Annotated in this window: 19 protein-coding genes; 13 read left to right on the top strand and 6 right to left on the bottom strand. The window is 41.9% G+C overall.

Annotated elements, in window-relative coordinates:
- Positions 1 to 30: 30 nt before the first annotated feature.
- Positions 31 to 1,278 carry an MFS transporter gene (locus FO442_RS10675; RefSeq protein ID WP_144333168.1) on the bottom strand — a complete coding sequence of 416 codons (1,248 nt, stop codon included), beginning with the start codon at positions 1,276 to 1,278 and terminating at the stop codon, positions 31 to 33.
- A gap of 102 nt (positions 1,279 to 1,380) precedes the next feature.
- Positions 1,381 to 3,516: an endonuclease MutS2 gene (locus tag FO442_RS10670; protein WP_144333167.1), complete on the bottom strand. Its 2,136-nt coding sequence runs from the start codon at positions 3,514 to 3,516 to the stop codon at positions 1,381 to 1,383.
- Between the two features lie 188 nt (positions 3,517 to 3,704).
- On the opposite strand from FO442_RS10670, the gene FO442_RS10665 reads away from it, so the two are divergent.
- The 11 genes from FO442_RS10665 to FO442_RS10615 all read left to right on the top strand — a co-directional run bounded on the left by FO442_RS10665 (position 3,705) and on the right by FO442_RS10615 (position 17,722).
- Positions 3,705 to 4,469, top strand: a complete 765-nt coding sequence (locus FO442_RS10665) for an exodeoxyribonuclease III (RefSeq protein WP_144333166.1) — start codon at positions 3,705 to 3,707, stop codon at positions 4,467 to 4,469.
- Between the two features lie 247 nt (positions 4,470 to 4,716).
- Positions 4,717 to 5,346 (top strand): porin family protein, encoded by a 630-nt coding sequence (locus tag FO442_RS10660; RefSeq protein WP_144333165.1) that lies wholly within the window; start codon positions 4,717 to 4,719, stop codon positions 5,344 to 5,346.
- Positions 5,347 to 5,493: 147 nt separating this feature from the next.
- Positions 5,494 to 7,071: a replicative DNA helicase gene (gene dnaB, locus FO442_RS10655; protein ID WP_144333164.1), complete on the top strand. Its 1,578-nt coding sequence runs from the start codon at positions 5,494 to 5,496 to the stop codon at positions 7,069 to 7,071.
- Between the two features lie 78 nt (positions 7,072 to 7,149).
- Positions 7,150 to 8,403 carry an asparagine synthetase B gene (locus FO442_RS10650; protein ID WP_144333163.1) on the top strand — a complete coding sequence of 418 codons (1,254 nt, stop codon included), beginning with the start codon at positions 7,150 to 7,152 and terminating at the stop codon, positions 8,401 to 8,403.
- 335 nt (positions 8,404 to 8,738) lie between these two features.
- Positions 8,739 to 9,782 (top strand): oxygen-dependent tRNA uridine(34) hydroxylase TrhO, encoded by a 1,044-nt coding sequence (gene trhO / locus FO442_RS10645; protein ID WP_144333162.1) that lies wholly within the window; start codon positions 8,739 to 8,741, stop codon positions 9,780 to 9,782.
- 32 nt (positions 9,783 to 9,814) lie between these two features.
- Positions 9,815 to 10,702, top strand: a complete 888-nt coding sequence (gene lgt, locus FO442_RS10640) for a prolipoprotein diacylglyceryl transferase (RefSeq protein WP_144333161.1) — start codon at positions 9,815 to 9,817, stop codon at positions 10,700 to 10,702.
- A 125-nt stretch (positions 10,703 to 10,827) separates the two neighbouring features.
- Positions 10,828 to 12,141 carry a 30S ribosomal protein S12 methylthiotransferase RimO gene (gene rimO / locus FO442_RS10635; RefSeq protein ID WP_144333160.1) on the top strand — a complete coding sequence of 438 codons (1,314 nt, stop codon included), beginning with the start codon at positions 10,828 to 10,830 and terminating at the stop codon, positions 12,139 to 12,141.
- Positions 12,142 to 12,491: 350 nt separating this feature from the next.
- Positions 12,492 to 12,845, top strand: a complete 354-nt coding sequence (locus FO442_RS10630; RefSeq protein ID WP_144333159.1) for a hypothetical protein — start codon at positions 12,492 to 12,494, stop codon at positions 12,843 to 12,845.
- Positions 12,846 to 12,857: 12 nt separating this feature from the next.
- A complete protein-coding gene (locus tag FO442_RS10625; RefSeq protein ID WP_144333158.1) occupies positions 12,858 to 15,146 on the top strand; it encodes a T9SS-dependent choice-of-anchor J family protein in 2,289 nt (762 codons plus the stop codon).
- A gap of 195 nt (positions 15,147 to 15,341) precedes the next feature.
- Positions 15,342 to 16,649, top strand: a complete 1,308-nt coding sequence (locus tag FO442_RS10620) for a hypothetical protein (protein ID WP_144333157.1) — start codon at positions 15,342 to 15,344, stop codon at positions 16,647 to 16,649.
- 68 nt (positions 16,650 to 16,717) lie between these two features.
- Positions 16,718 to 17,722, top strand: a complete 1,005-nt coding sequence (locus FO442_RS10615; RefSeq protein WP_144333156.1) for a hypothetical protein — start codon at positions 16,718 to 16,720, stop codon at positions 17,720 to 17,722.
- Positions 17,723 to 17,877: 155 nt separating this feature from the next.
- Here FO442_RS10615 and xerD read toward each other — a convergent pair whose 3' ends face one another.
- The gene (gene xerD, locus FO442_RS10610; protein WP_144333155.1) at positions 17,878 to 18,783 is read right to left on the bottom strand and encodes a site-specific tyrosine recombinase XerD; all 906 of its coding nucleotides are present in this window, start codon (positions 18,781 to 18,783) and stop codon (positions 17,878 to 17,880) included.
- A gap of 2 nt (positions 18,784 to 18,785) precedes the next feature.
- On the opposite strand from xerD, the gene aroQ reads away from it, so the two are divergent.
- Both aroQ and FO442_RS10600 read left to right on the top strand, forming a co-directional pair.
- A complete protein-coding gene (gene aroQ / locus FO442_RS10605; RefSeq protein WP_144333154.1) occupies positions 18,786 to 19,217 on the top strand; it encodes a type II 3-dehydroquinate dehydratase in 432 nt (143 codons plus the stop codon).
- 109 nt (positions 19,218 to 19,326) lie between these two features.
- Positions 19,327 to 19,734, top strand: coding sequence for a GxxExxY protein (locus FO442_RS10600; protein WP_222101990.1), 408 nt, complete (start codon positions 19,327 to 19,329; stop codon positions 19,732 to 19,734).
- 118 nt (positions 19,735 to 19,852) lie between these two features.
- On the opposite strand, the gene FO442_RS19060 is transcribed toward FO442_RS10600, so the two are convergent.
- Genes FO442_RS19060 through FO442_RS10585 form a run of 3 tightly spaced genes read right to left on the bottom strand, consistent with a single transcriptional unit; the run spans position 19,853 to position 22,267 of the window.
- The gene (locus FO442_RS19060) at positions 19,853 to 20,698 is read right to left on the bottom strand and encodes a DUF1304 domain-containing protein (protein WP_144333153.1); all 846 of its coding nucleotides are present in this window, start codon (positions 20,696 to 20,698) and stop codon (positions 19,853 to 19,855) included.
- Positions 20,699 to 20,709: 11 nt separating this feature from the next.
- The gene (locus tag FO442_RS10590; RefSeq protein WP_144333152.1) at positions 20,710 to 21,504 is read right to left on the bottom strand and encodes a class I SAM-dependent methyltransferase; all 795 of its coding nucleotides are present in this window, start codon (positions 21,502 to 21,504) and stop codon (positions 20,710 to 20,712) included.
- A complete protein-coding gene (locus tag FO442_RS10585) occupies positions 21,479 to 22,267 on the bottom strand; it encodes a sterol desaturase family protein (protein ID WP_144333151.1) in 789 nt (262 codons plus the stop codon). Before FO442_RS10585 ends, FO442_RS10590 begins: the two co-directional genes overlap by 26 nt.
- Positions 22,268 to 22,485 lie beyond the last annotated feature (218 nt).

Here is a 22,485-nt window from a genome sequence, read left to right as displayed (position 1 = left end):
TTTGTTTCAAGGCATGGTTTTATTTTTTTATCAAAACTCATCCAAATGGGTACTCGAGTCGTTTTTTTTACGAGTCAGCAAAAACAGGATCAAAACCGTCAACGTGCAGAAAAAGAATCCGATTCCTGCAACAATGGTTGTTATGCGGTAATTTCCATCTCCGATTCCTTCGTAGATTTTATTGCCGATAAACATCGACAGGAAGCCATACATGGAGAGCGCAATCCCGGAATACGTAGCCATTAATTTCTTTGGGGAATATTGAAGGATGAAACTCAGGAATATCGGAACAATTAAAATTTCACCGATAAAATTCAAACAAAGAAAGGCGGTCATGAATGTCGGCTCATCCGTTTGACTATTCGACATGGTAATAATTGCTGCAAAGATGGAAATGGTAGCAGCAGCGAACCCAATGATGATTTTAAGCAAAGGCGGGAATTTAACCCGGTTCCATATGATTCCGAATATCAGGTAACCGACCAGTGGGATTAGTGCCGGGATCATCACTACGAGCAGCCCTAAATCGTCTGATCTTCTGAAACCACTGTAGTTGAAATTCTCCATGCTTCGATTCAGCAGTTGTTCGAACAACCAATAAACAAACAGGCCTAAAATTGAAAGAAAAATGACTTCGTTCACCCGATTTCCGTCCCGATAGTCATCTGGATCCTGGTTTGCCCGAATGTCTTCAGAAGAATCCGTTGGTTTTTTGATTAGAAAGCAGAGTCCTATGATGATAATAAAGCAGATAATGCAAGAAGTAAACCCGCTCTTAAAAGTTTCTGCCAATTCAAGATAACGGAATGCTCTTGGCGCAAGAAAAGCACCCAGGTTGATGGCAAAAATGCTTAAAGTCATTGCTCCGTCCATTTTCTGTCTCCTGTCGGAGTACACAGATCCAATCGACTTGAGTATGGCTGGAGAGAAGAGGCATTGTCCCAGGATGAAGACAAACATTCCCAAATAGAACATGCCCAGTGTTTCTTTCATGAACAACAGAATTCCCAGGATTTGTAATGCGGCACTGACAATGATTGCTATTTTGGGGCCAAGAAGAAAATCAACGATCAATCCGCCGAAAACACGGGCAAACAATAAAGCGGAAGCAAATGTGAGCAATAACTCGTTGGCATCATCTCCATACAGGTTCATTGTTTCACTGATGAGGTAACTGTAGGTAAAGGTTTGTAAACCATAGAATGCAAATCGCTCCAGGAAAAGCAAACTGTTCAACAGGCTGGATTGACCCAAGTAATAGTATTTGTTAGCTGACATAAGTTGTTATTGTTATTTCTGTTTTTTTAAGTTCAAATGTTCAAATAATTTTTTTAAAATGACTTTGGTTTTAAACCTTTTCCACGATTCAACTTTTGAATATTATTTAATCCACATTAATTTTTCCCGTTCTACTTTTAAGCGCATAAATCCGAATGTAACGGTAAGCATGTGCCCTTTTATTTCTTCTACTGTTCCGTTTTGTTTGGTTTCGATCATTTTCACTGTTGACCCAACGACTATTTTGTCGCGTTGATAGGTATCTTCCTCCGGTTTTTGTGTTTTGCGTTTTTTTGCAACTGGTTTCTGAGGTTTTGCCTCTGCCTTCATTAATTCAACCTTCCGCTTTGCCTCCTCGATTTTTGATTTCTCAACCATGAGGTATTTGCGGACGTCTTCCATCAATGGTTTGTTTGCATCTTTCTTCCGGGTCCTGGTTTGGTAGCGGTCAATAAATGACTTCATTTTTTTACCTGAATTAATGAACAGGTTGTTCTTTTCGGCCAGTTCCTGCTGATTGCGTAAGCGTTCATCGATGCGTTGTTTCTTCTCAATGAATTCTTCCCGTGCATGATTTGCAAGTTCTTGGGCTTCAATGTGTTCTTTATTCAGACGCTGAAGATACATCTTTTCCCGGTTCAGTTCGTTTAGCAGATGGTCCATCTTCACGCGGTTTTGATCCAGTTTCCCTTTGGCCTGTTCGATGAGGTCCAAGGGGATTCCATTCATTTGAGCAACCTCGAATGTAAACGAACTTCCGGGTTGTCCCATGGAAAACCGGTACAAAGGTTCCAAGGTTTCAGTATTGAAAAGCATGCACCCGTTTACAGCATTCGGGAGCCGGTCAGCTTTTAATTTGATATTGGCGTAATGGGTGGTGATTACTCCGTAGGATTTTCTTTTATACAATTCTTCAAAAAACACTTCGGCCAGAGCGCCGCCCAGTTCCGGGTCAGAGCCCGTTCCGAATTCGTCCAGTAAAAGCAAGGTCCTCCTGTTGGAAACCTTCAGGAAGAACTTCATGCGTTTTAACCGATAGGAATAGGTGCTCAATTCATTTTCTATGGATTGATTATCCCCGATATCGGTAAGTACTTGCTGGAAGAAGCAAAACTTACTGTTTTCGTGGACCGGGATCAACAAACCGGCCTGCAACATAATTTGCAGCAATCCGATCGTTTTTAGTGTAATGGATTTTCCACCCGCATTCGGACCGGAAATTACCAGCATTCTGCTTGTGGCATCCAGGACCAGACTTTGTGGAAGGGTTACTTTTCCTAGGGCTTTATTGGTTTTCCAAAGAATCGGATGGAAAGCATCAATCAATTCAATTCGGGTATTTCGAACAATTCCCGGTAAATTGGCATTCAGATCAAGGGCCAGTTTGGTTTTGGCATTGATGAAATCAAATTCGGTCAGTAATTCCTGGTAAGCTTCTATTAATGGAAGATGGTGTGCAATTTCCCTGGTCAATTCCCGGAGGATGCGAAAGATTTCTTTTCGTTCGTCGTCCAAAGACATTTCCAGTTCGTTATTCAGCGGAATATTAATGGCAGGTTCTATAAATGTCAGGCTTCCGGTTTTGGAAGATCCAACCACCATTCCGCCTATTTTTCGTTTGTGGCTGGATTGAACGGTCAGAACACGGCGTTCATTGATAAAAGCTTCTTTGGTGTCGCCAAGTAAACCTTCTTTCAGGTACCGGCGCATTTCCTTATCGAAATTCCGGTTGATCTGGTTGCGCAGTTTTGCAATTTGTTGCCGGATCGCGTAAAGTTCAGCAGAAGCATCGTCTTTGATTTGTCCTCTTCGGTCAAACACCTTTTCAATGGCTTCGATCAGCTCACGGGTAAAGTAAACATTGTTGAGCAATGCAAACAGGTTTGGAAAATCCTGAGAACGTTTGTCGAAAAAATGCAACATGTGATTTACCAATTCGGAAGCGCGTGTAATTCGCACGAAACCTTCTTGTTGTAAAACCGCGTTGTGTATCGGGAGCAATTTGATTTCAGCCAGCAACTCTTCAAAATCAAGCGCAGGAAAAGATTCCCCTTCCACTCGTATTCGTTTGAATTCGTTCAATCGGAGCAGTTCAAATTCGATGGTATCAAAATCATTGTTGGGAGCTAAATTTTCCAATCTGTTTTGAGCAGTTGCACCGATACTAAATGCAGCCAACCATTCCCTGATTTGGTTAAATTCTAAATCGTGAAGTGTTTGCTGATCAAATCCTTTCATGATGTAAAAATAGTGGCAATTTGGAAGTTGGCAAAGTGGAGAAGAAAATGTTGGTGAAATTGAAGTTTTTTGCGACTCAAATTTGTTCTAGGGTTTACAACCCTAGAAGGGTGATCCATTTTTTTTAGAGTATATTAATGTGAGCGCGCGCGAAACATTTTCCTATTTTTACCCTACAAATTTTTTCTATGAAACTTCTATCCTTTAACGTCAACGGAATTCGGGCAATTGCAGGAAAATCTTTCCTTGATGATATGAGACAAATGCAGGCGGATGTAATTTGTTTACAAGAAACAAAAGCAACCGTAGAGCAAGTACTGGAAACAGTAAAACCCCTGGAATATGGCTTTGTATATGCAAATGAAGCTGGAAAGAAAGGATACTCAGGCACTGCAATTATTTCAAAGACAGAACCGATTTCAGTTGTTTACGATATGGGAGTTGCACAGCATGATGAAGAAGGCCGGGTTATTTGCGCAGAATACGATCAGTTTTATTTGATCACCGTATACGTTCCCAATTCCGGGAGTGAATTATTGCGTTTGCCATACCGCCAGGCTTGGGATGCAGATTTTCTGACATATTTAAAAAAACTGGAGGAAAAAAAACCGGTCATTGTTTGTGGTGATTTCAATGTAGCACACAAAGCGATTGACCTGGCACGTCCAAAAGCTAATTATAATAAATCTGCAGGATTTATGCAGGAAGAAATTGACGGAATGGATGCGTTTATCGGAAGCGGCCTGGTTGATTCCTGGCGGATCCTGAACGGGGACGAGATTAAATATTCCTGGTGGAGTTACCGTGGTGGAGCGAGAGAGAAGAACGTAGGCTGGCGGATTGATTATTTTTTGGTTTCCGAAGCATTTGTTCCAAGTTTGAAAGCAGCAACGATCCACAACGAAATTTTTGGTTCAGACCATTGTCCGGTCGGATTGGAATTGAGTTTGTGATCTGAATAATTAGAATGCGCAGTGGTGTGATTTAATCACATCACTGCATTTTACAGGCCATCATTACCAAAATGAACACTCCTTTTTCAAAATGAAATAAAAGTGCCTTTTTGACACAAATCCCATTTTCACCTGATGGCCCTAAAGAGATCGTCCTGACTGATGTTTAAGTTTTTTTAAGAGCCTGTCCGGCTATTGAGGGCATGGAATTGGCCTTTGGTGTTTCAAACGGATAAACAATTGAGACATGAAAAAGGTTACAACAATGCTGATAGCATGTATTTCAATATTCGGGATGAATTTGAATGCGCAGGAAGATTACAGGGGAAACCTGAAATTCGGTCTGAAAGCCGGGGCAAATTACTCCAACGTTTGGGACGAACGGGACAACGACTTTGAAGCAAATGGAAAACCGGGATTTGCGGGAGGTGCGTTCTTGCACATTCCAATCGGTAAATTTTTAGGGGTTCAACCCGAAGTGTTGTTTGCACAAAAAGGATTCCAGGGATCCGGAGTGATGTTGGGAGAAAATTATTCCTTCAAACGTACAACCAACTACTTAGACGTACCGATCTTATTTACGTTCAAACCGTTCCCTGTGTTTAGTATCGTTGCTGGTCCGCAATATTCATTTTTAATGAGCCAGGAAGATAACTTTACTTCGGGAACGATGTCCGAAACACAATTCCGTGATTACGATACGAACATTCGCCGGAATACATTGGGAGCAGTAGTCGGCTTCGATGTAAACGTAAACCACTTTGTGGTGTCTCCGAGAGCCGGATGGGATTTTCTAGCGAACCATGGCGATGGTTCCTCATCCGCTCCACGCTATAAAAATCAATGGCTTCAGCTAACATTGGGTTATAGATTCTAGTCTCGAAGCCTGTAATTGGTTTGGGAAGAGTCTTGAAATGTTGAATTTCAGGACTCTTTTTTTGTTCATAACATGTTCATTAACTTTTGGTAACTAATTCTTGAACTTTCGTTCTAAAGGCAACTTTTGATTCTGTATCTTTGCCTTATGGAAGAACAACAACCAAACAATTCCCGTAGGGTAGGAGCTCGTACCAAGAATATTATTTTACCGCTTGCAAATGAAATGGGGAAAATTCCACCCCAGGCAATTGACGTAGAACAAGCCGTTCTGGGAGCTATGATGTTGGATAAAAATGCCGTGACCGATACCATTGATATGTTATCGGCTGAAAGTTTTTACGATCCGAAGCACACATACATCTACGGAGCAATCCGCGAATTATTCGGAACTTCCAATCCGATCGACTTATTGACTGTTGCCGAAAAATTGAAGCAACGCGGTGAACTGGAAGCATCCGGCGGGGTGGTTTATTTGTCTTCGTTGACGCAGCGGGTAGGTTCTGTTGCTCACATCGAATACCATGCACGGATCATTTCCCAAAAACACATTCAGCGCGAAATTATCCGCATGTGCTCCGAAACCCTGAGAGATGCTTATGACGAAACTTCCGATGTCTTTGAGCTATTGACCAAAGCAGAAGGAGCTCTATTCGGAATCGCCGAAAACAACATGAAAAAATCGGTTTCTACCATGAATATCGTGGTGAGTGAGGCGATCAAGGAAATTGAACAGGCAGCGAAAAACAGCGACGGGCTTTCCGGGGTTCCAACCGGTTTCAGAAAACTGGACGAACTGACTTCCGGATGGCAGCGTTCCGACATGATCGTCATTGCAGCACGTCCTGCTATGGGGAAAACCGCATTCGTATTGTCCATGGCGCGAAATACAGCCGTCGATTTCAATATGGGAGTTGCAATCTTCTCCCTGGAGATGTCCTCCGTTCAGCTGGTAAAACGTTTGATCTCGGCAGAAAGTATGATTTCCGCAGAGAAATTGAGAAAAGGAAAACTGGAAGAATACGAATTTCAGCAACTATACAGCCGGGTTACAAAATTGGCCGAGGCTCCCATTTACATTGATGATACTCCGGGTCTAAGCGTATTCGATTTGCGTGCAAAATGCCGCCGGTTGAAAATGCAGTATGACATCCAAATGGTTATCATCGATTACTTGCAGCTCATGTCTGCCGGAGGAGGAAAAGGTACAGGGAATCGCGAGCAGGAAATTTCAACTATTTCCCGTTCGATTAAAGAAATTGCCAAAGAATTGAACGTTCCGATTATCGCCCTTTCGCAGCTTTCCCGTTCGGTGGAAACACGTGGTGGAGATAAACGACCGGTACTTTCGGATCTTCGTGAATCGGGAGCGATTGAGCAGGATGCCGATATCGTAGGATTCTTGTATCGACCGGAATATTATGGAATCACTACTGCGGAAGATGGTTCTTCCAATGAAGGTGTAGGTGAAATTATCATTGCAAAACACCGGAATGGTGGATTGGAAAACGTCCGTATGCGTTTCGTAGGAAAATACGCCCGTTTCGAAAACATGGAAGACCAGTACAACAGTGCTCCCGGTGCAGATTTCAACCCGAATGCCATGAGTGCCGGAATGTCCATGAATCGTGGATTTGATGATTCCCCCAGAACAATTACATTGGGAAGTAATATGAACAATGTTCCGGATGAAGACTTTAACGGACCGGATGAAACACCATTTTAAAACCGGTTCACAATTTTTGTTGTAAACAAAGCGTTATCCCTTTTTTGAATTAAATTTAGGGTCTATCACAAGCATATTATGAGATTTTTCCTGGCAATCGCATTTTTGATCGTTGTAAAAACAGCTTCGGCTTCTTCGATCCTCGTTCCGATGGATGACAGACAAACCAATCATTTAAAAGCATACGGAGTTTCTTTCTGGGTGCTTGAAAATGGCGTGGTAATGGAATGGTTGTTGAATTACCGCGGCGGCTCGTTCTTATTTCCTCACTTGCGGACCATCGAAGAAGAATTGATCATTCGCGGAGTGAGTTACGAAATTGTGGCTGACGGTCAAGTGAATGCCATTCGAACCGAAATCGCAAATCCGGAAGTGAATATGGAAATCGTTCAGCTGGAAAAAGCCCCGAAAATTGCAGTTTACACGCCGAACAGCGCATTGCCATGGGACGATGCCGTAACGATGGTATTGGATTATGCCGAGATTCCATACGATAAAATTTACGATTCGGCGATTGTTATGGGAGTCCTCCCGAAATACGATTGGCTGCATTTGCACCACGAAGATTTCACCGGTCAATACGGTAAATTTTACGCTTCCTTTCATCGGGATGCCTGGTACATCAACCAGGTTGCAGATGCAGAGCGGGATGCAGCAAATTTGGGTTTCGCGAAAGTATCACAATTAAAACTGGCAGTTGCAAACAACCTACGGAATTTTGTGATCGGCGGCGGATTTTTATTTACCATGTGCAGTGGAACGGACAGTTTTGACATTGCACTTGCAGCGCATGAAACCGACATCTGTGAACGGATGTTTGACGGTGACCCGCGTGATCCGAATTGCCAAAACAAATTGGATTACACTATGACCTTTGCATTCAAAGATTTCATTTTGGTACAAGACCCGATGTTGTATGAATATTCCAATATCGATGGGACAGATTTACACCGTTTACCTGCAAATCAGGATAAATTCACCCTGTTCGACTTTTCAGCTAAATGGGATGTAGTTCCCGCGATGCTGACGCAATGTCATACCGATGTGATCGATGGCTTTATGGGGCAAACAACCGATTTCAGACGCGATTTGATCAAATCGAATGTGCTGGTGATGGGAGAAAACAAAGCCTTGAATACAGCCCGTTACATTCATGGGGAATTGGGACAGGGAACCTGGACATTCTATGGAGGTCATGATCCGGAAGATTTCCAGCACAAAGTGGGGGATCCGCCGACCGATTTGAACTTACACCCGAATTCCCCGGGATATCGGTTGATTCTGAATAATATCCTCTTTCCGGCAGCGAAGAAACAGAAGCGAAAAACATAGATTTCAATGTAGTAGGAGTGTGATTAATCGCGTCCCTACTGATTTTTTTAGTTCCCCGAAATCCAAAACACCTGTTCATTCGTAAGTAAGGGTGAATAGTTTGCAGGTTTATTCTGTAATAGTGTGTTTTAGCCCGGCTTACTTTGGCCGGATAAATTTAGGGGTTAGGTTTAATGTTTGAGAACTCCGGTTTGTTTCGATAAACCGGAGTTTTCTTTTTTTGTGAAAAGTCTCCGGTCTTGGTATCTTGAAGTCTTAAAATCTTAATATCTTTGTGCCGGCGCTGAAGCTATGGCAAAGGCGCTGTAGTAACTTTTTACAAAAACAAACATAGCATGCAACTGTGGAACACATTTAGTAAAGAGGAATTAGAGCAAAAATTGCGCGAGGCCGGACACGAGTTTGTGACGATCTCTTTCTACAAATATGCAAAAATTGCCAATCCTCAAATTTTCAGAGATTATTTATATCAGTTATTGGATAACCTCCAGATTGTTGGCCGGATTTATGTTGCCAATGAAGGAATCAATGCGCAAATTTCGGTACCGACAGATCGCCTGAATGATTTCCGGTCAGATTTGTATTCCATTGATTTTCTCGATGGTGTACGATTGAATATTGCCGTAGAGGAAGAAGGAGCCGTTTTTCCGTTCCTGAAACTGAAGGTAAAAGTCCGTAACAAAATTTTGGCAGACGGTTTAAGTGACGAAACATTTGATGTGACAAACATCGGGAAGCACTTGAAAGCGGAAGAGTTCAATGCGCTGACACAGGATCCGGATACGATTTTGATTGACTTCCGAAATCACTACGAACACGAAGTGGGGCATTTTAAAGGTGCCATTCTTCCGGATGTGGATACCTTTCGAGAATCCCTGCCGATTATTGAAGATGCTTATCTGAAAGGAAATGAAGATAAGAACATCGTGATGTATTGCACCGGTGGAATTCGCTGTGAAAAAGCGTCGGCCTGGTTCAAGCACCGTGGATTCAAGAATGTTCACCAGCTGGAAGGCGGGATCATTAAGTATGCGAACGAATGCAAGGAGAAAGGTCTCGAAAATCGCTTTATCGGGAAAAACTTCGTATTTGATGAGCGACGCGGAGAACGTATTACGGATGATGTTGTTTCACACTGTCATCAATGTGGTGAGCCTGCAGATGTGCATGTGAATTGTGCGAACGAAGCTTGTCATTTGCTGTTTATTCAGTGTGAAAAATGCAACACGAAGTATGAGAGCTGCTGTACTCCGGAGTGCCAGGAAATCATCCATCTTCCATTGGAAGAGCAGAAAGCTTTGAGAAAAGGACAGGATAACAGCAATAAAATCTTCAAAAAAGGACGGGCGGAGCATTTATTGCAGAAATTGAATCAATAAAACCGCTATCTTCGACCAACAAAATCAAACACGTGGAATTAGCAATTGATTGGAAAGTAGATTCACAACTTATTGACGGGTGGTCTACGCCGAACCTATACGGTTTATTGTTTGTAGGGGGAATGATCATCGGATATTATGTGATCAAAAGAATGTTCAAATCCGAGGGCATCTCAGAAAAATACCTGGATAAGTTATTGCTTTACGTTGTTCCGGCAACCATTATCGGGGCGCGTTTAGGGCATGTGTTATTTTACGGTCCTTATCACGACGGATTCAATGCGAAAGGCCAGTTTGAAGAAGGATATTTTGACCATCCCATGTCAATTTTCAAAGTGTGGGAAGGCGGATTGGCCAGTCATGGTGCGGCATTCATGATTTTGATTATGTTGTATGTTTATTCCAAAAAGGTAATTCACCGCCCGATGTTATGGATTCTGGATCGAATTGTAGCTCCGATTGCCATTGCAGGATGTTTTATCCGGTTGGGGAACCTGGTAAACCATGAGATTATCGGAGTTCCGACAAATCTTCCATGGGGATTCAATTTCTTCCATGCCGGTCCCGAATACCTGGTAGATGGAAAAGTCGTTCCACGTCACCCGGCACAGTTGTACGAATCCATTACATATTTATTTTCGTTTATTGTTTTGTTCCGAATGTTCTGGAAAACGCCAGCGAAGGCAATTCCGGGAAGATTGTTCGGGATGTTTATGATCCTGATTTGGACGGCTCGTTTTGTGATTGAATTTATAAAAGTGGGCCAAACTGACCGGGATGATTCCTGGGCGTTGAATACGGGTCAATTATTGAGTATTCCTTTCATTTTAATCGGGCTCTACTTAACGTTCCGGAAAGTTCCCGAAAAAGAACAAGCTAAATTTGACGAAGCTGTGGCGAAACCGCTTCCTTTGAAATAATAGCGATTTAATAAAAACTGTAGGGGCGCGATTAATGGCGCCCCTACAGTTTTTTCGGCTTCGTAATTTTGCGTTTTTCATTTTGAATTAGTAGTCGTACCTTTGCACCCCATTTGGTTGATTTCATGAAAACAAAAACACTTCGTAAGAATAAAGTAAATGTCGTAACACTAGGCTGTGCAAAGAATACCTTTGACTCGGAAGTGATGATGGCACAATTGGCAGCAAATAAATTCGAAGTGGAGCATGAAGCAAAGCAGGATGACTCTGAAATTGTGATTATCAATACCTGCGGATTTATCGATAATGCGAAACAGGAATCCATTGAAACCATTCTGCGCTATGCGGATGCGAAGAAAGAGGGGCTGGTCGACAAGGTTTATGTGACCGGTTGTTTGGCGCAGCGTTACAAAGACGATCTGGAGCAGGAAATTCCCGAAGTAGATGCCTTTTTCGGAACAAGGGAGTTGCCCCGATTACTCAAAACACTAAAAGCAGATTATAAACATGAGTTGGTTGGAGAGCGTTTACTGACAACGCCTTCTCATTATGCTTATTTCAAAATAGCGGAAGGCTGTGACCGTCCTTGTTCGTTTTGTGCCATCCCGCTAATGAGGGGAAAGCACGTTTCAACACCGATTGATCAGTTGGTAAATTCTGCGAAAAGTTTGGCCGCCCAGGGAGTGAAAGAAATTTTATTGATTGCACAGGATCTAACCTATTACGGATTAGATATTTACAAGAAGCGCAATTTAGCTGAATTGTTGGATCAGCTTGCCGCTGTTGAAGGAATCGAATGGATTCGTTTACACTATGCGTTCCCGGCTGGTTTCCCGATGGATGTGCTGGATGCCATGATGAAGCATTCGAATGTATGTCTGTATTTGGACATGCCGTTACAACACGGGTCCACGAAAATCCTCCAATCCATGAGAAGAGGAATTACCAGGGAAAAAACCGAAGCATTGGTGAATACCATTCGGGAGAAAGTTCCCGGAGTTGCAATTCGCACTACGTTGATCGCAGGTTATCCGGGAGAAACGGAAGAAGATTTTGAGGAAATGTATGAGTTTGTTGAACGCATGCGTTTCGACCGTTTGGGAATTTTCACCTATTCCCACGAAGAAAATACCCATGCCTATTCTTTGGAAGACGATGTTCCGGAGGATGTAAAACGCCGGCGTGCAGATGAGATCATGGAATTGCAGTCAGGCATCAGCTATGAATTGAACCAGGAAAAGATTGGTAAAACGTTCAAAGTGTTATTCGACCGCATTGAAGGAGATTATTTCATCGGTCGTACAGAATTCGATTCCCCGGAAGTGGATAATGAAGTACTGGTGAAAAAATCAGAAGGGTACGTAAGTATCGGTGATTTTGCACTGGTAGAGATTACCTCTGCCGATCATTATGACCTGTACGGAAAATTCGTACTATAAGTTTAGCATTTGTTAATTTTGTGTTAAATATTTTTTCAGCGGTAGAATTCGATAACTCATAGATAGAATACGCTCATTTATAGTTGGTTAATGTTGTGTGTGCTTTATTTGTTTGTATTTTTGGCAAACAAATACTATTACTTAATGAAAATACGGATTGCTATTCACCGGTAAGATCTGGAGTATCGAAAAGAAATTGTTTTTTGATCGGTTCAGATAAATTTCAAATCAATTTATACAGCAGATTTTTCGATAATATAAGGGTAAACCCTTGATTCTTCTCTTTCGAAAATTTCGGTCTTTTCGGGCGAAGTGCAATTCCTATTTTTGAACAAACTAAACAGGTTACTATGAAAAAAAAGTTACTATTCATTGGGCTTTGTGTGTGTTCATTGGCAAATTTCAGCTTTGGACAATCCCAAACTCATGCGTTAAAAGAGCCGGCTCCGCTGGTTGTATCTTCAAATCCTATCTTAACTGCTCAACGAGCCAAACTGGATTCAAAACAGTATGAGATCAATCAGGCAGTTTCTTCTTCCAGATCACAAATGAACAAACTGAATGAAGAGTTCCGTGTGTTGAAAGAAGAATACCTTGGAATGCTTTCTGCTGAATTAGAGAAAACAACAGATGTGTCATTGAGAACTCAGTTGCAGGAAGAAATCACACGTTACTCTGAAGTGACGAATTCACAAACCCGCTAATTCACTAAACTTATGAAAACACGAATTTTTAAAATAGCTGCTTTATGCGGCTTATTGGTCTTCGGATTAACTTCAAAGGCTTATTCACAGGCTTTTACTGAGAATTTTGATGATGTTTCCACATTGACAGGTAATGGGTGGTATCAACAAAATAACAGCACGACAATCGGAACAAATCCTAACTGGATACAAGGTGTAAGTACTCCAACAGGTCCTTTTGATTCATATAATGGTGTTGCGAGTGCATATATTTGTGCCAATTATAATAGCACAACCGGTGCGAATACCATTAGTAACTGGTTGGTAACGCCAAACAGAACCTTTAGAAACGGTGATGTATTTACTTTTTATACAAGAAGGCCAACACCAGCTCCAACCGAATACCCGGATCGTTTGGAAGTACGTTTAAGTACGAATGGAGCTAGCACAAACGTGGGAACGGGATCTGCTGCAGTTGGAGATTTTACTACTTTGTTGCTAAGTGTGAATCCGTCCTTGGTAACAGGAGTTTATCCACAGGTTTGGACACAATTTACCATTACGATTTCGGGGCTTCCAGCACCAACTTCCGGACGAATTGCATTCCGCTATTATGTTACGAATGGTGGTCCATTGGGCTCAAATTCAGATTTCATCGGACTTGACAACGTGGTTTATACGCCATATACTTGTCCTGCATTTACCATGACGACCGGTGGGGCATTGACTGGTGGAACGGCAGGTTCCGCATATTCATTGGCTTTGACTCAAACCGGAGCTTTGGGAGCACCAAATTTTGCAATTACGGCGGGAGCACTTCCTCCAGGATTGACTCTGGCTTCCAACGGAACCATTTCCGGAACGCCAACTGCTACAGGAACATTTAACTTTACTGCAACGGTTAATGATAACAGCGGATGTTCCGGTTCACAGGCATATTCAATCACTGTCGTTTGCCCGGCAAATCCGATTACTTTCTCACCGGCCCCGGCTTTGTGTGACAATGGTTCGTCGTATACACTGATAGAGGGATCACCAGCAGGCGGAACTTATAGCGGAACCAATGTCAGTGGAGGAAGCTTTAATCCTGCAATGGGATCTCAGACGATTACGTATGATATGACAGATGCTTACGGTTGTTCACATTCTTCGAATTATACCATTACTGTAAATCCGGCTCCGGTAGTCTCTCAAAGTACAATCTCTGCAGTTTGTGACAACGAAGGATTAGTTGCCTTGACGGGTGGAAGTCCGGCAGGAGGAACTTATAGTGGAACTGGAGTAACAGGAACTGATTTTGATCCTGCATCGGGAACACAAATGATTACTTATACTTACACGGACGGAAATAGTTGTACCAATAGTGCAAGTACAACAATCACGGTAAATACTGCTCCGACGGTCACACAAAGTGCTATTTCAGCAGTGTGTGATAATTCAGGAGCATTGGCTTTGACAGGCGGCAGTCCTGCGGGAGGAACTTATAGCGGAACAGGGGTTTCGGGAAGTGATTTCGACCCGACAGCCGGAACGCAAACTGTGACATATGCTTATACAGATGCAAATGGTTGTATGAATACTGCTTCTACAACGATCATGGTAAACGCAGCTCCTACAGTGACCCAAAGTGCCGTTTCAGCAGTATGCAGCAACTCGGGGACATTGGCTTTAACAGGTGGAAGTCCTGCTGGCGGAACGTATTCTGGAACAGGAGTAACAGGAACTGATTTTGATCCGATGGCGGGAACGCAAACGGTTACATACACATTCACGGATGCAAACGGTTGTACAGATGAAGCAATGACAACCATTACGGTAAATACCGCTCCGACAGTTGGCTTCACATCACCGGTTTCAACGATGTGCTTGAATCATGCGCCATTAACACTTTCTGGTGGTACACCTGCAGGAGGAACATACAGCGGAGCTGGAGTAAGCGGAGGAATGTTGAATCCTGTTACAGCCGGAGTTGGAAGTCACGTGATCACGTATTCGTTCACAGATGCAAACGGATGTGATGGTCAGGCAACATTTACAATTAGTGTGAGTGATTGTTTGGGTCTTACAGAAAACAGCCAGACATTCGGACTGGAAGTGTACCCGAATCCGACGAGTGGTAAATTTACTGCAAGTGTATCTTCCGGGACTGATTTCTCGATTGTCAACGTAATTGATATCCAAGGAAAAGAAGTTCCGTTCGGATGCTTTAAATCTTCTGCTACAACAACAGAAATCGATTTTTCAGGTCAAGTCACCGGATTATATTTTGTAAAAGCGTTAATCGATGGGCAACAGTTCATCTTCCGTATACAAAAGCAATAATTGCACTATCAATTATTTGATTATCAATTAATTAAAAAGGCTGTTTTAATTATTTTAGAACGGCCTTTTTTTTGTCAGGATTTGCAAAACGGATCTTCGATGAAACCCGGAATTTGCAGATTGATACCTGCAAAATACTCATTATCAAGAGGGTGTAGTTGGTTGAAAATTATCTTTGACACGAAACTTGACAACATGAAATATTCACTACAACTTAAAGCAATGGCGATTGCTCTACTATTACTCGAAGCCAATTCTGAAGCGCAAGCCCAGATAAATTACAAGATCTCTGTTCCTTCTGGTTATCTGACGAAAGACTATCTAGCCTTGGCAACAGACAACATCCCCAATGTCGGTCAATACATCGCTGAAACCAGGTTTGAACTGGTGTTGGAACAGGAACATGCGGAAAACTATGTCCGGTCTGTATTTGAATCGGTGGGTATTCCGGTTTTAAATGTTACCAGTGCAAAGCACCTAACTACCTTCCGGGAGAAAGCAGGAGGAAATGATTGTGAAGCGGCAGAATTGTTGTGTTCCAATACCTCACAGACAGCAAATAGCGGTGGGGCCGGAACAACGCAGGAATTATCGGCGGCGAACCAAGGATGTTTAGGCATTGAACACCAATCATCGTGGTATTACCTAAACGTTCAAACCGGAGGATCATTAACACTGACGATTTCGCCTAACAGTGGAGGAGATGATTATGATTTTGCTGTTTGGGGACCGTTCACTGCTGCTTCAGCCGGGGCAAATTGCCCACCGACATCCGCCCCCGTACGATGCAGTTATTCGTCTGCAACCGGCAATACCGGATTGATGATTCCTTACAACGGGCAAAGCAGTTCGTTCGGTTGTGGTTTTTTGGGATTGTTTCCTTGTAACGGGTTGATTACTTCTACCAATAATCCTGCGGATAATAGTGAAGGTGTGGGAGGTGACAAATGGGTCAGTAATTTAACGACCAACGCCAATGAGGTTTACATCCTTCTGGTGGATAATTTCTCCAATTCGGGCCAACCTTATAATTTGTCTTTCGGAGGAACTTCTGTGTTGGGTTGTACTCCGGTACCATTACCTGTGGAATTAGTCGATTTTAACGTAACAAAAACTTCCCAAGGAAATAGTTTAAACTGGACGACACTAACGGAAGACAGATCGAACTATTTCACGGTTGAATGGTCGACAAATCCTGCCTCGGGAAACTGGAACGAAATAGCCAATGTTCCGGCTCAGGGGCATTCCCAGGAAAGTCATACTTATCACACGTTTCATTCAACCCCCCCATTCGGCGAAATCAATTATTACCGCTTGAACCTGACGGATCTGGATGGTTCCAGAACAGTTTATGATACACATTTATTAAGCGTCAATAATCTTCTGGATTCCAAAAACGTAGAACACATATACAATATGCTGGGACAGGAAGTGAGTGATAACTGTAAAGGAGTCGTGATTTACTGTTATTCGGATGGAACCACTGAACGGGTGTTCAAATGATCTTCTTTTTTTGAGTTTATTAAGTCGTTCGGAAATGGACGACTTTATTTTTTTGTTATTTTGGTGCCATGGACATTCAGAACCGACTACTTGAACAGCTAAAGGCAAAATTACCTCCGGATACTTCATTGGGTAAATTATTGATGGATGACTTGGAATTGTCACGTGATTCCGCATATCGAAGAGCCCGTGGTGAAACGGCCTTAAAACCCGAAGAAATCAACTTGCTTTGTCGAAAGTACGATTTGTCAATTGATAAGATCATCGGCGTATCCGGTAAAAGTGTGACATTTCAATACAATCCGATCCAACGTTCGGAATTTTCGTTTGAAGCCTATTTAAATGGGATCATGGATGGATTTAAGCGCATGGTTGCCCAGCGAACCCAGGAACTGTATATGTCTAATTTGGACCTGATCATCTTTCAGTTGCTCAATTCCCCGGCACTTTTGCGCTTTAAACTGCTTTATTTCGGAAAGTGTTACCTGAAACTGGGACAATTGGATCACGTTAAATTTCATAAAGGATGGAAAGGAGATATTTCCGATGAACAGCTTCAGCAAATGGCTAATTTTTACATCCGGGTAAAATCGACTGAAGTGATTGGATACGATGCCGGAAAAGGGTTGATCCGGGAAATAGTTTCGTTTTATGAATTGGGGTATTTTGAGAGTGCCGAAGATGCTCTTTTTCTGATTGATGAGGTAGCTGCTTTGGTTGAACACATTAAAAAACAGGCGGAAATAGGCCGGAAATTTATTAAAGGACAACCCGTTATCACCGAGGCCGATAATTTCCATTTGTACCTTCATCAAACTTATATTCAGGATAACACGATCATTTCTGAGACAAACGCATACCGGATGTTGTACATTACACATAACATGCTGAATTATTTGTTTACAATCGACCAGGATTATGTCAATAAATCCTTTGCTGTTTTCCAATCCATGCTGAAAAGTTGTGTGAAGATTTCCGAAGAAAACCAACGGCAACGCAATGCCTATTTCGATAGTTTGAATTTGTTTATAGACAGGGCCCGCATTCGGATTCAGGGAACCGATTTGTTTTAAATAAGCAAGTTAGTAAACTTACTTACAAGGAACTTTAATTTTCTGTGATACAGTATGTTAAGTCATGCTGTTAGCATGTTAGTAAACTTACTTACCAAATCATGGAATATATTCACATTAATGGCATAACCATTGAATTCAATCCCGATTCCCAATCAATTAATAGTATTCCGTGGGTGATAGGTCAAAATCGCATCTCGTAAAAAACGCTGATCCAAATGCGTATAAATTTCGGTCGTCGTAATGTTTTCATGACCAAGCATATCCTGTACTGCGCGCAAATTTGCCCCGCCTTCAATCAGGTGAGTAGCGAAAGAATGCCGGAAAGTATGCGGACTGATCTTTTTCTTGATTCCTGCAGCTTCGGCTAAACGGGTGATAATGGTGTAAATCATGATGCGGGTCAATTGTGCTCCGCGTCGGTTGAGAAATACGATTGCTTCACTTCCCTTTTTTACCGGAACATTTCCGCGGTCATTTTTAGTATAAAAAGTGACTTCCTCAATAACGTTCGGACTCACTGGAACCAGCCGTTCTTTGTTCCCTTTTCCGATTACCCGAATGAACCCTTCTTCAAAAAAGCAATCTTCCAATCGCAGGGAAACCAATTCGCTTACACGCAATCCGCAGCTGTAAAGGGTTTCCAAAATGGCTTTGTTGCGCTGACCTTCGTTTGAACTGAGATCAATGGCAGCGATCATAGCGTCAATTTCTTCAATGGTAAGTACCTCAGGTAACTTCCTCCCGATCTTCGGCAGTTCCAGGCTTTCGGAAGGATCGTCTTTACGGATATCCTCCTGGAGTAAAAAATCAAAAAACTGTTTCCAGCCGCTGATGATTCTTGCTTGCGAGCGGGCGCCCAATCCCATGTCATACAGTTCAGCAACGAATTGTTTTAAGTGCCCCGTTTGAATGTGCTCCGGAGAAAGTGTGTAAGATTCGCAAAAGTCACGTAACTTAGCGACATCCTGCTGATAGGCAAAAATAGAGTTTTCTGCTAAACTGCGTTCGATCTTCAGGTAATGAACAAATTGTTTAATATAGCGTTCCCAATTTTTCAATGATGCGTATTCTAATTCTCAATGGCCCGAATTTAAATCTTTTAGGAACACGTGAGCCTGAAATTTATGGAAATCGTACTTTTTTACAGGTTTTGGAGGAATTGAAAAAAGATTTTCCTGGTGAGATCGATTACATCCAAAGCAATGTGGAAGGAGAGTTGATCAATGCACTCCACGATTCCAAACACGACGGGATTATCCTCAATGCCGGAGGTTACACCCATACCAGTGTTGCAATCCGTGATGCCATTGCAGGAATTTCGGTTCCGGTAGTAGAAGTGCATATCAGTAATTTAGCGGAACGTGAAGAATTTCGTCACAATTCATTTATCACCGCAGTTTGCGAAGGTTCCATTATGGGATTCGGGATGGATGGTTACCGGTTGGCATTGGAGTGGTTTAAGGGAAATCCGAGAGGGAAAATCGGGTATTGATAATAAACCACGAAGCCCACAAAGCTCGCTAAGTTTTTTTTGATTTTGTTGAATTTAAGAGTAGGAGAAAGTCAACTTTTTTCTTAAATTAAATGGAAAACGCTATTCAATGAAATCAGAAAACTATGAAAAACAAGAAGAATGGATGAAAATCATTTATCAATCTGCCTTAAAAGTACATTCAACTTTAGGCCCTGGTTTATTAGAATCAGTTTATGAAACTTGTTTACTTCAAGAGCTTACCAAAAGAGGGTTGCTAGTAGAGCGGCAAAAAACACTACCAATAATTTACGATGGGGAAATTATAGATTCAGGATTAAGATTGGATTTATTTGTTGAAAGAGAAATAATCATTGAATTAAAATCTGTTGATTTTTTAGCTCCTATTCATCAAGCGCAGATTTTAACCTATATGAGGTTAGCCAAAAAGGAATTGGGGTATCTGATCAATTTCAATGAAAAACTATTAAGAAACGGTGTAAAGCGTTTCACTTTGAGAGGAAATATCGACTTGTAAATAGAAAAAAGCCTTGTGTGCTTCTTTTGTGTTCTCCAGTAATGATTAAAAAAGTCTTCGTGTGCATCGTGTTCCTTGTGGTCAATAAGTTCGAGGTAATCTGATGATTTGTAGCAAGCTATTCAACAACCGGAGGTAGAAACTGAACCGTTTTTTGAGTTGAAGTTACAACAGGAGGAGATACTTTGAGTTTGTTTTCCGTTTCCAGCGTAATCAGTCGTCCCAAACCCAATGTTATAATCCGGTTAATGCTGTCATTGTTGGTGTGGAGTACTCCAAAATTCCGCCAAGTGATAGAATGACTATAAATTTTCCCGATTCCGCCGATATAACCTTCGTTTGCATCTGCATCCATTGCAAATTCATGGTTTACATTTGTGAAAAGTGAAACACCGACACTCCTCCCATTTACATCAACAAAACCAAGTCCGATCAGTGAATCCTTATCATTTTTCATGAGCAGTTCTTTTGCAGTAACAGTGTCAGTCGGATAACGGTCACTATTCGATAGCATATAATAAGCAACCTTCTCTTTTTTTACTTCACAGGTGTCCCCACATCGATCGTCACATTTCGAGTGGCATGTTCCGTCATGCATTCCCTGGGAGAAAGCAAGAAGTACAATCCCAACCAAAGCGGGTAATGCCTGAACGAAGAAGATTTTTTTATCTGCAGTCAAAGCACCATAAATGCCTGCAACAGAAACACAAATCAAAAAGAACATGCTGATATGGAATCGCCATTCCGGATTGCAGATAAAGAAGGTCCAGATCAATCCGGCTGCCAGGAAGCCGTTATACAATCCCTGGTTCGCGGCCAATGCTTTCGTTTTGGGGAACAGATCCTTTTCGAAGTTCTTGAAGGTCTTCGGGCCTTTGGTTGTCCAGGCAAACATTTCGAGCCACATCACATACACGTGAAAAAGCGCCACAATTCCGATTACAATTTTAATAGTGATTTCCATAGTTTTAAAGTTTAAAATGATTTAATTCCCACAATTGAGTACATCATCGGGATGAAATTTCCCAAATGTTTGATCCGGTATTTCCCGGGTGCGAATTCTTCTGTATGTGCAAAACAATTGTAGTTTGAAAAATCGTATTCCTGCAAATCCTGTAATTGAATTCCCTGTTTCAATAAACTCGTAATGACTTCGCTCATTCCGTGGTTCCAACTTACAGAAGTGGTTTTTATTTCTGCATCCCGGTCGGCATAAGTTCCGCTCGCTGTTTCTACGATTGGGTCTGATTTGAAATAACGATAACCCACTTTTTGGAAATCATCGTCAAACATCCAGACCACCGGATGGAATTCTACAAAAACAAATTTTCCTCCCGGTTTCAAAAAATGACCGATAACCGAAGCCCATTTGTCCAGGTCGGGCAGCCAGCCAATGGTTCCATAGGAAGTGAAAACGATATCAAATTCACCCTCCAGGTGTTGAGGAAGATCGTAGAGGTCACAGCAAACAAAAGTCGCATCGGCGCCGGTTATTGCCGCAATTTCACGCGCTTTGTCAATTGCCTTGTCGGAAATATCTGCTCCGACAGTGCTTGCCCCCATGCGCGCTAGGGAAATTGTATCTTGTCCGAAATGACATTGCAAATGCAAAATGCGTTTCCCTTTTACATTACCCAGTAAGGCAAGTTCTGTTTCATTGAGTGAGTTTTTTCCAGCCAAAAAGGCGGGTTGGTCATAAAATTCGGACTCTACATGCGGATCTACCCGCTGATTCCATTGTTCTTTATTGATTTCTTTGTAGTTTTCCATGAATCATTTCTTTCCTGTTTTTGACTTCATCAAATTGCTCGTCGTAGTCGGTTCTCAGTGTTCCCATCCAGCGGTCCCAGAACAAAAAGTATAACCCGTAATTTCCGTTGAAGTGTTTGTGGTGTTGATTGTGTGCTACGGAAGTATTGATCCACTTCCCGATAAGTGTTTTATGAAAGCGCGGCGGAAATAATTCAAACCCTAAATGTCCGTATACATTGATGATGAATTGTCCGAGTAAAAAGATGACCAGCGCACTGGTATGTACCGGAAGGGTGAAAGCAATAAGTGGAATGATCATTCCTTCCAGGATACTTTCCGAAAAATGGAAGGAGTAGGCTGCCAGGGGAGTGGGATTAGTAGATTGATGGTGTACGAAATGAATGTGTTTAAATAATCTCGGATGATGGATTGCACGATGCATCCAGTAAAAATACGTGTCATGGATCACAAACATGACCGGAATGGTAAAAATATAGTAGGCCAAACCATATTCATTCATTTCATTATACAGGTTGGTATAAGGACGTAAAACGATCACTACCAGTAAAAAAATCGTTGCGAAGATCACCGTAGTTTGAATGGAATAAAGGATTTCCATGATTACCCGTTTGTTTTTTGGAAAAATCAGCTGGATCTTTTGCCGGAAGAATTGGTTGCGGAACAGGACGTAAAAAACCAGGTAAGCCCCTCCGGCAATCAACAGATAACGCAGTGAAATGTAATAAGCGATTTTCGGCCAAAAGCTGTAAAATGTTTCCATGTTTTTTGAATTCAATTAAAGGTCGGAATTTTAAATTGAACATACATCATGTTCCGGAATTTCTTTTTTAGGATCTTTTTTTCAAAAATAAGCACCTGAAAGTCAGTAAATTTTGTTTTTCAAGTGCATGATTAAGTAATGATTTATAACTATTTGTTTTTCAGTAGCCTAATAAAAGTAAAACTAAGCTGTTAATTTATTTTGCATTTGTTAAAAAT

Source organism: Fluviicola chungangensis (assembly GCF_007558725.1).
GTDB classification, from domain to species: domain Bacteria; phylum Bacteroidota; class Bacteroidia; order Flavobacteriales_D; family Crocinitomicaceae; genus Fluviicola; species Fluviicola chungangensis.
Note: the sequence above shows the minus strand (reverse complement) of the source record. Positions and strands in the feature narration are given on the sequence as shown.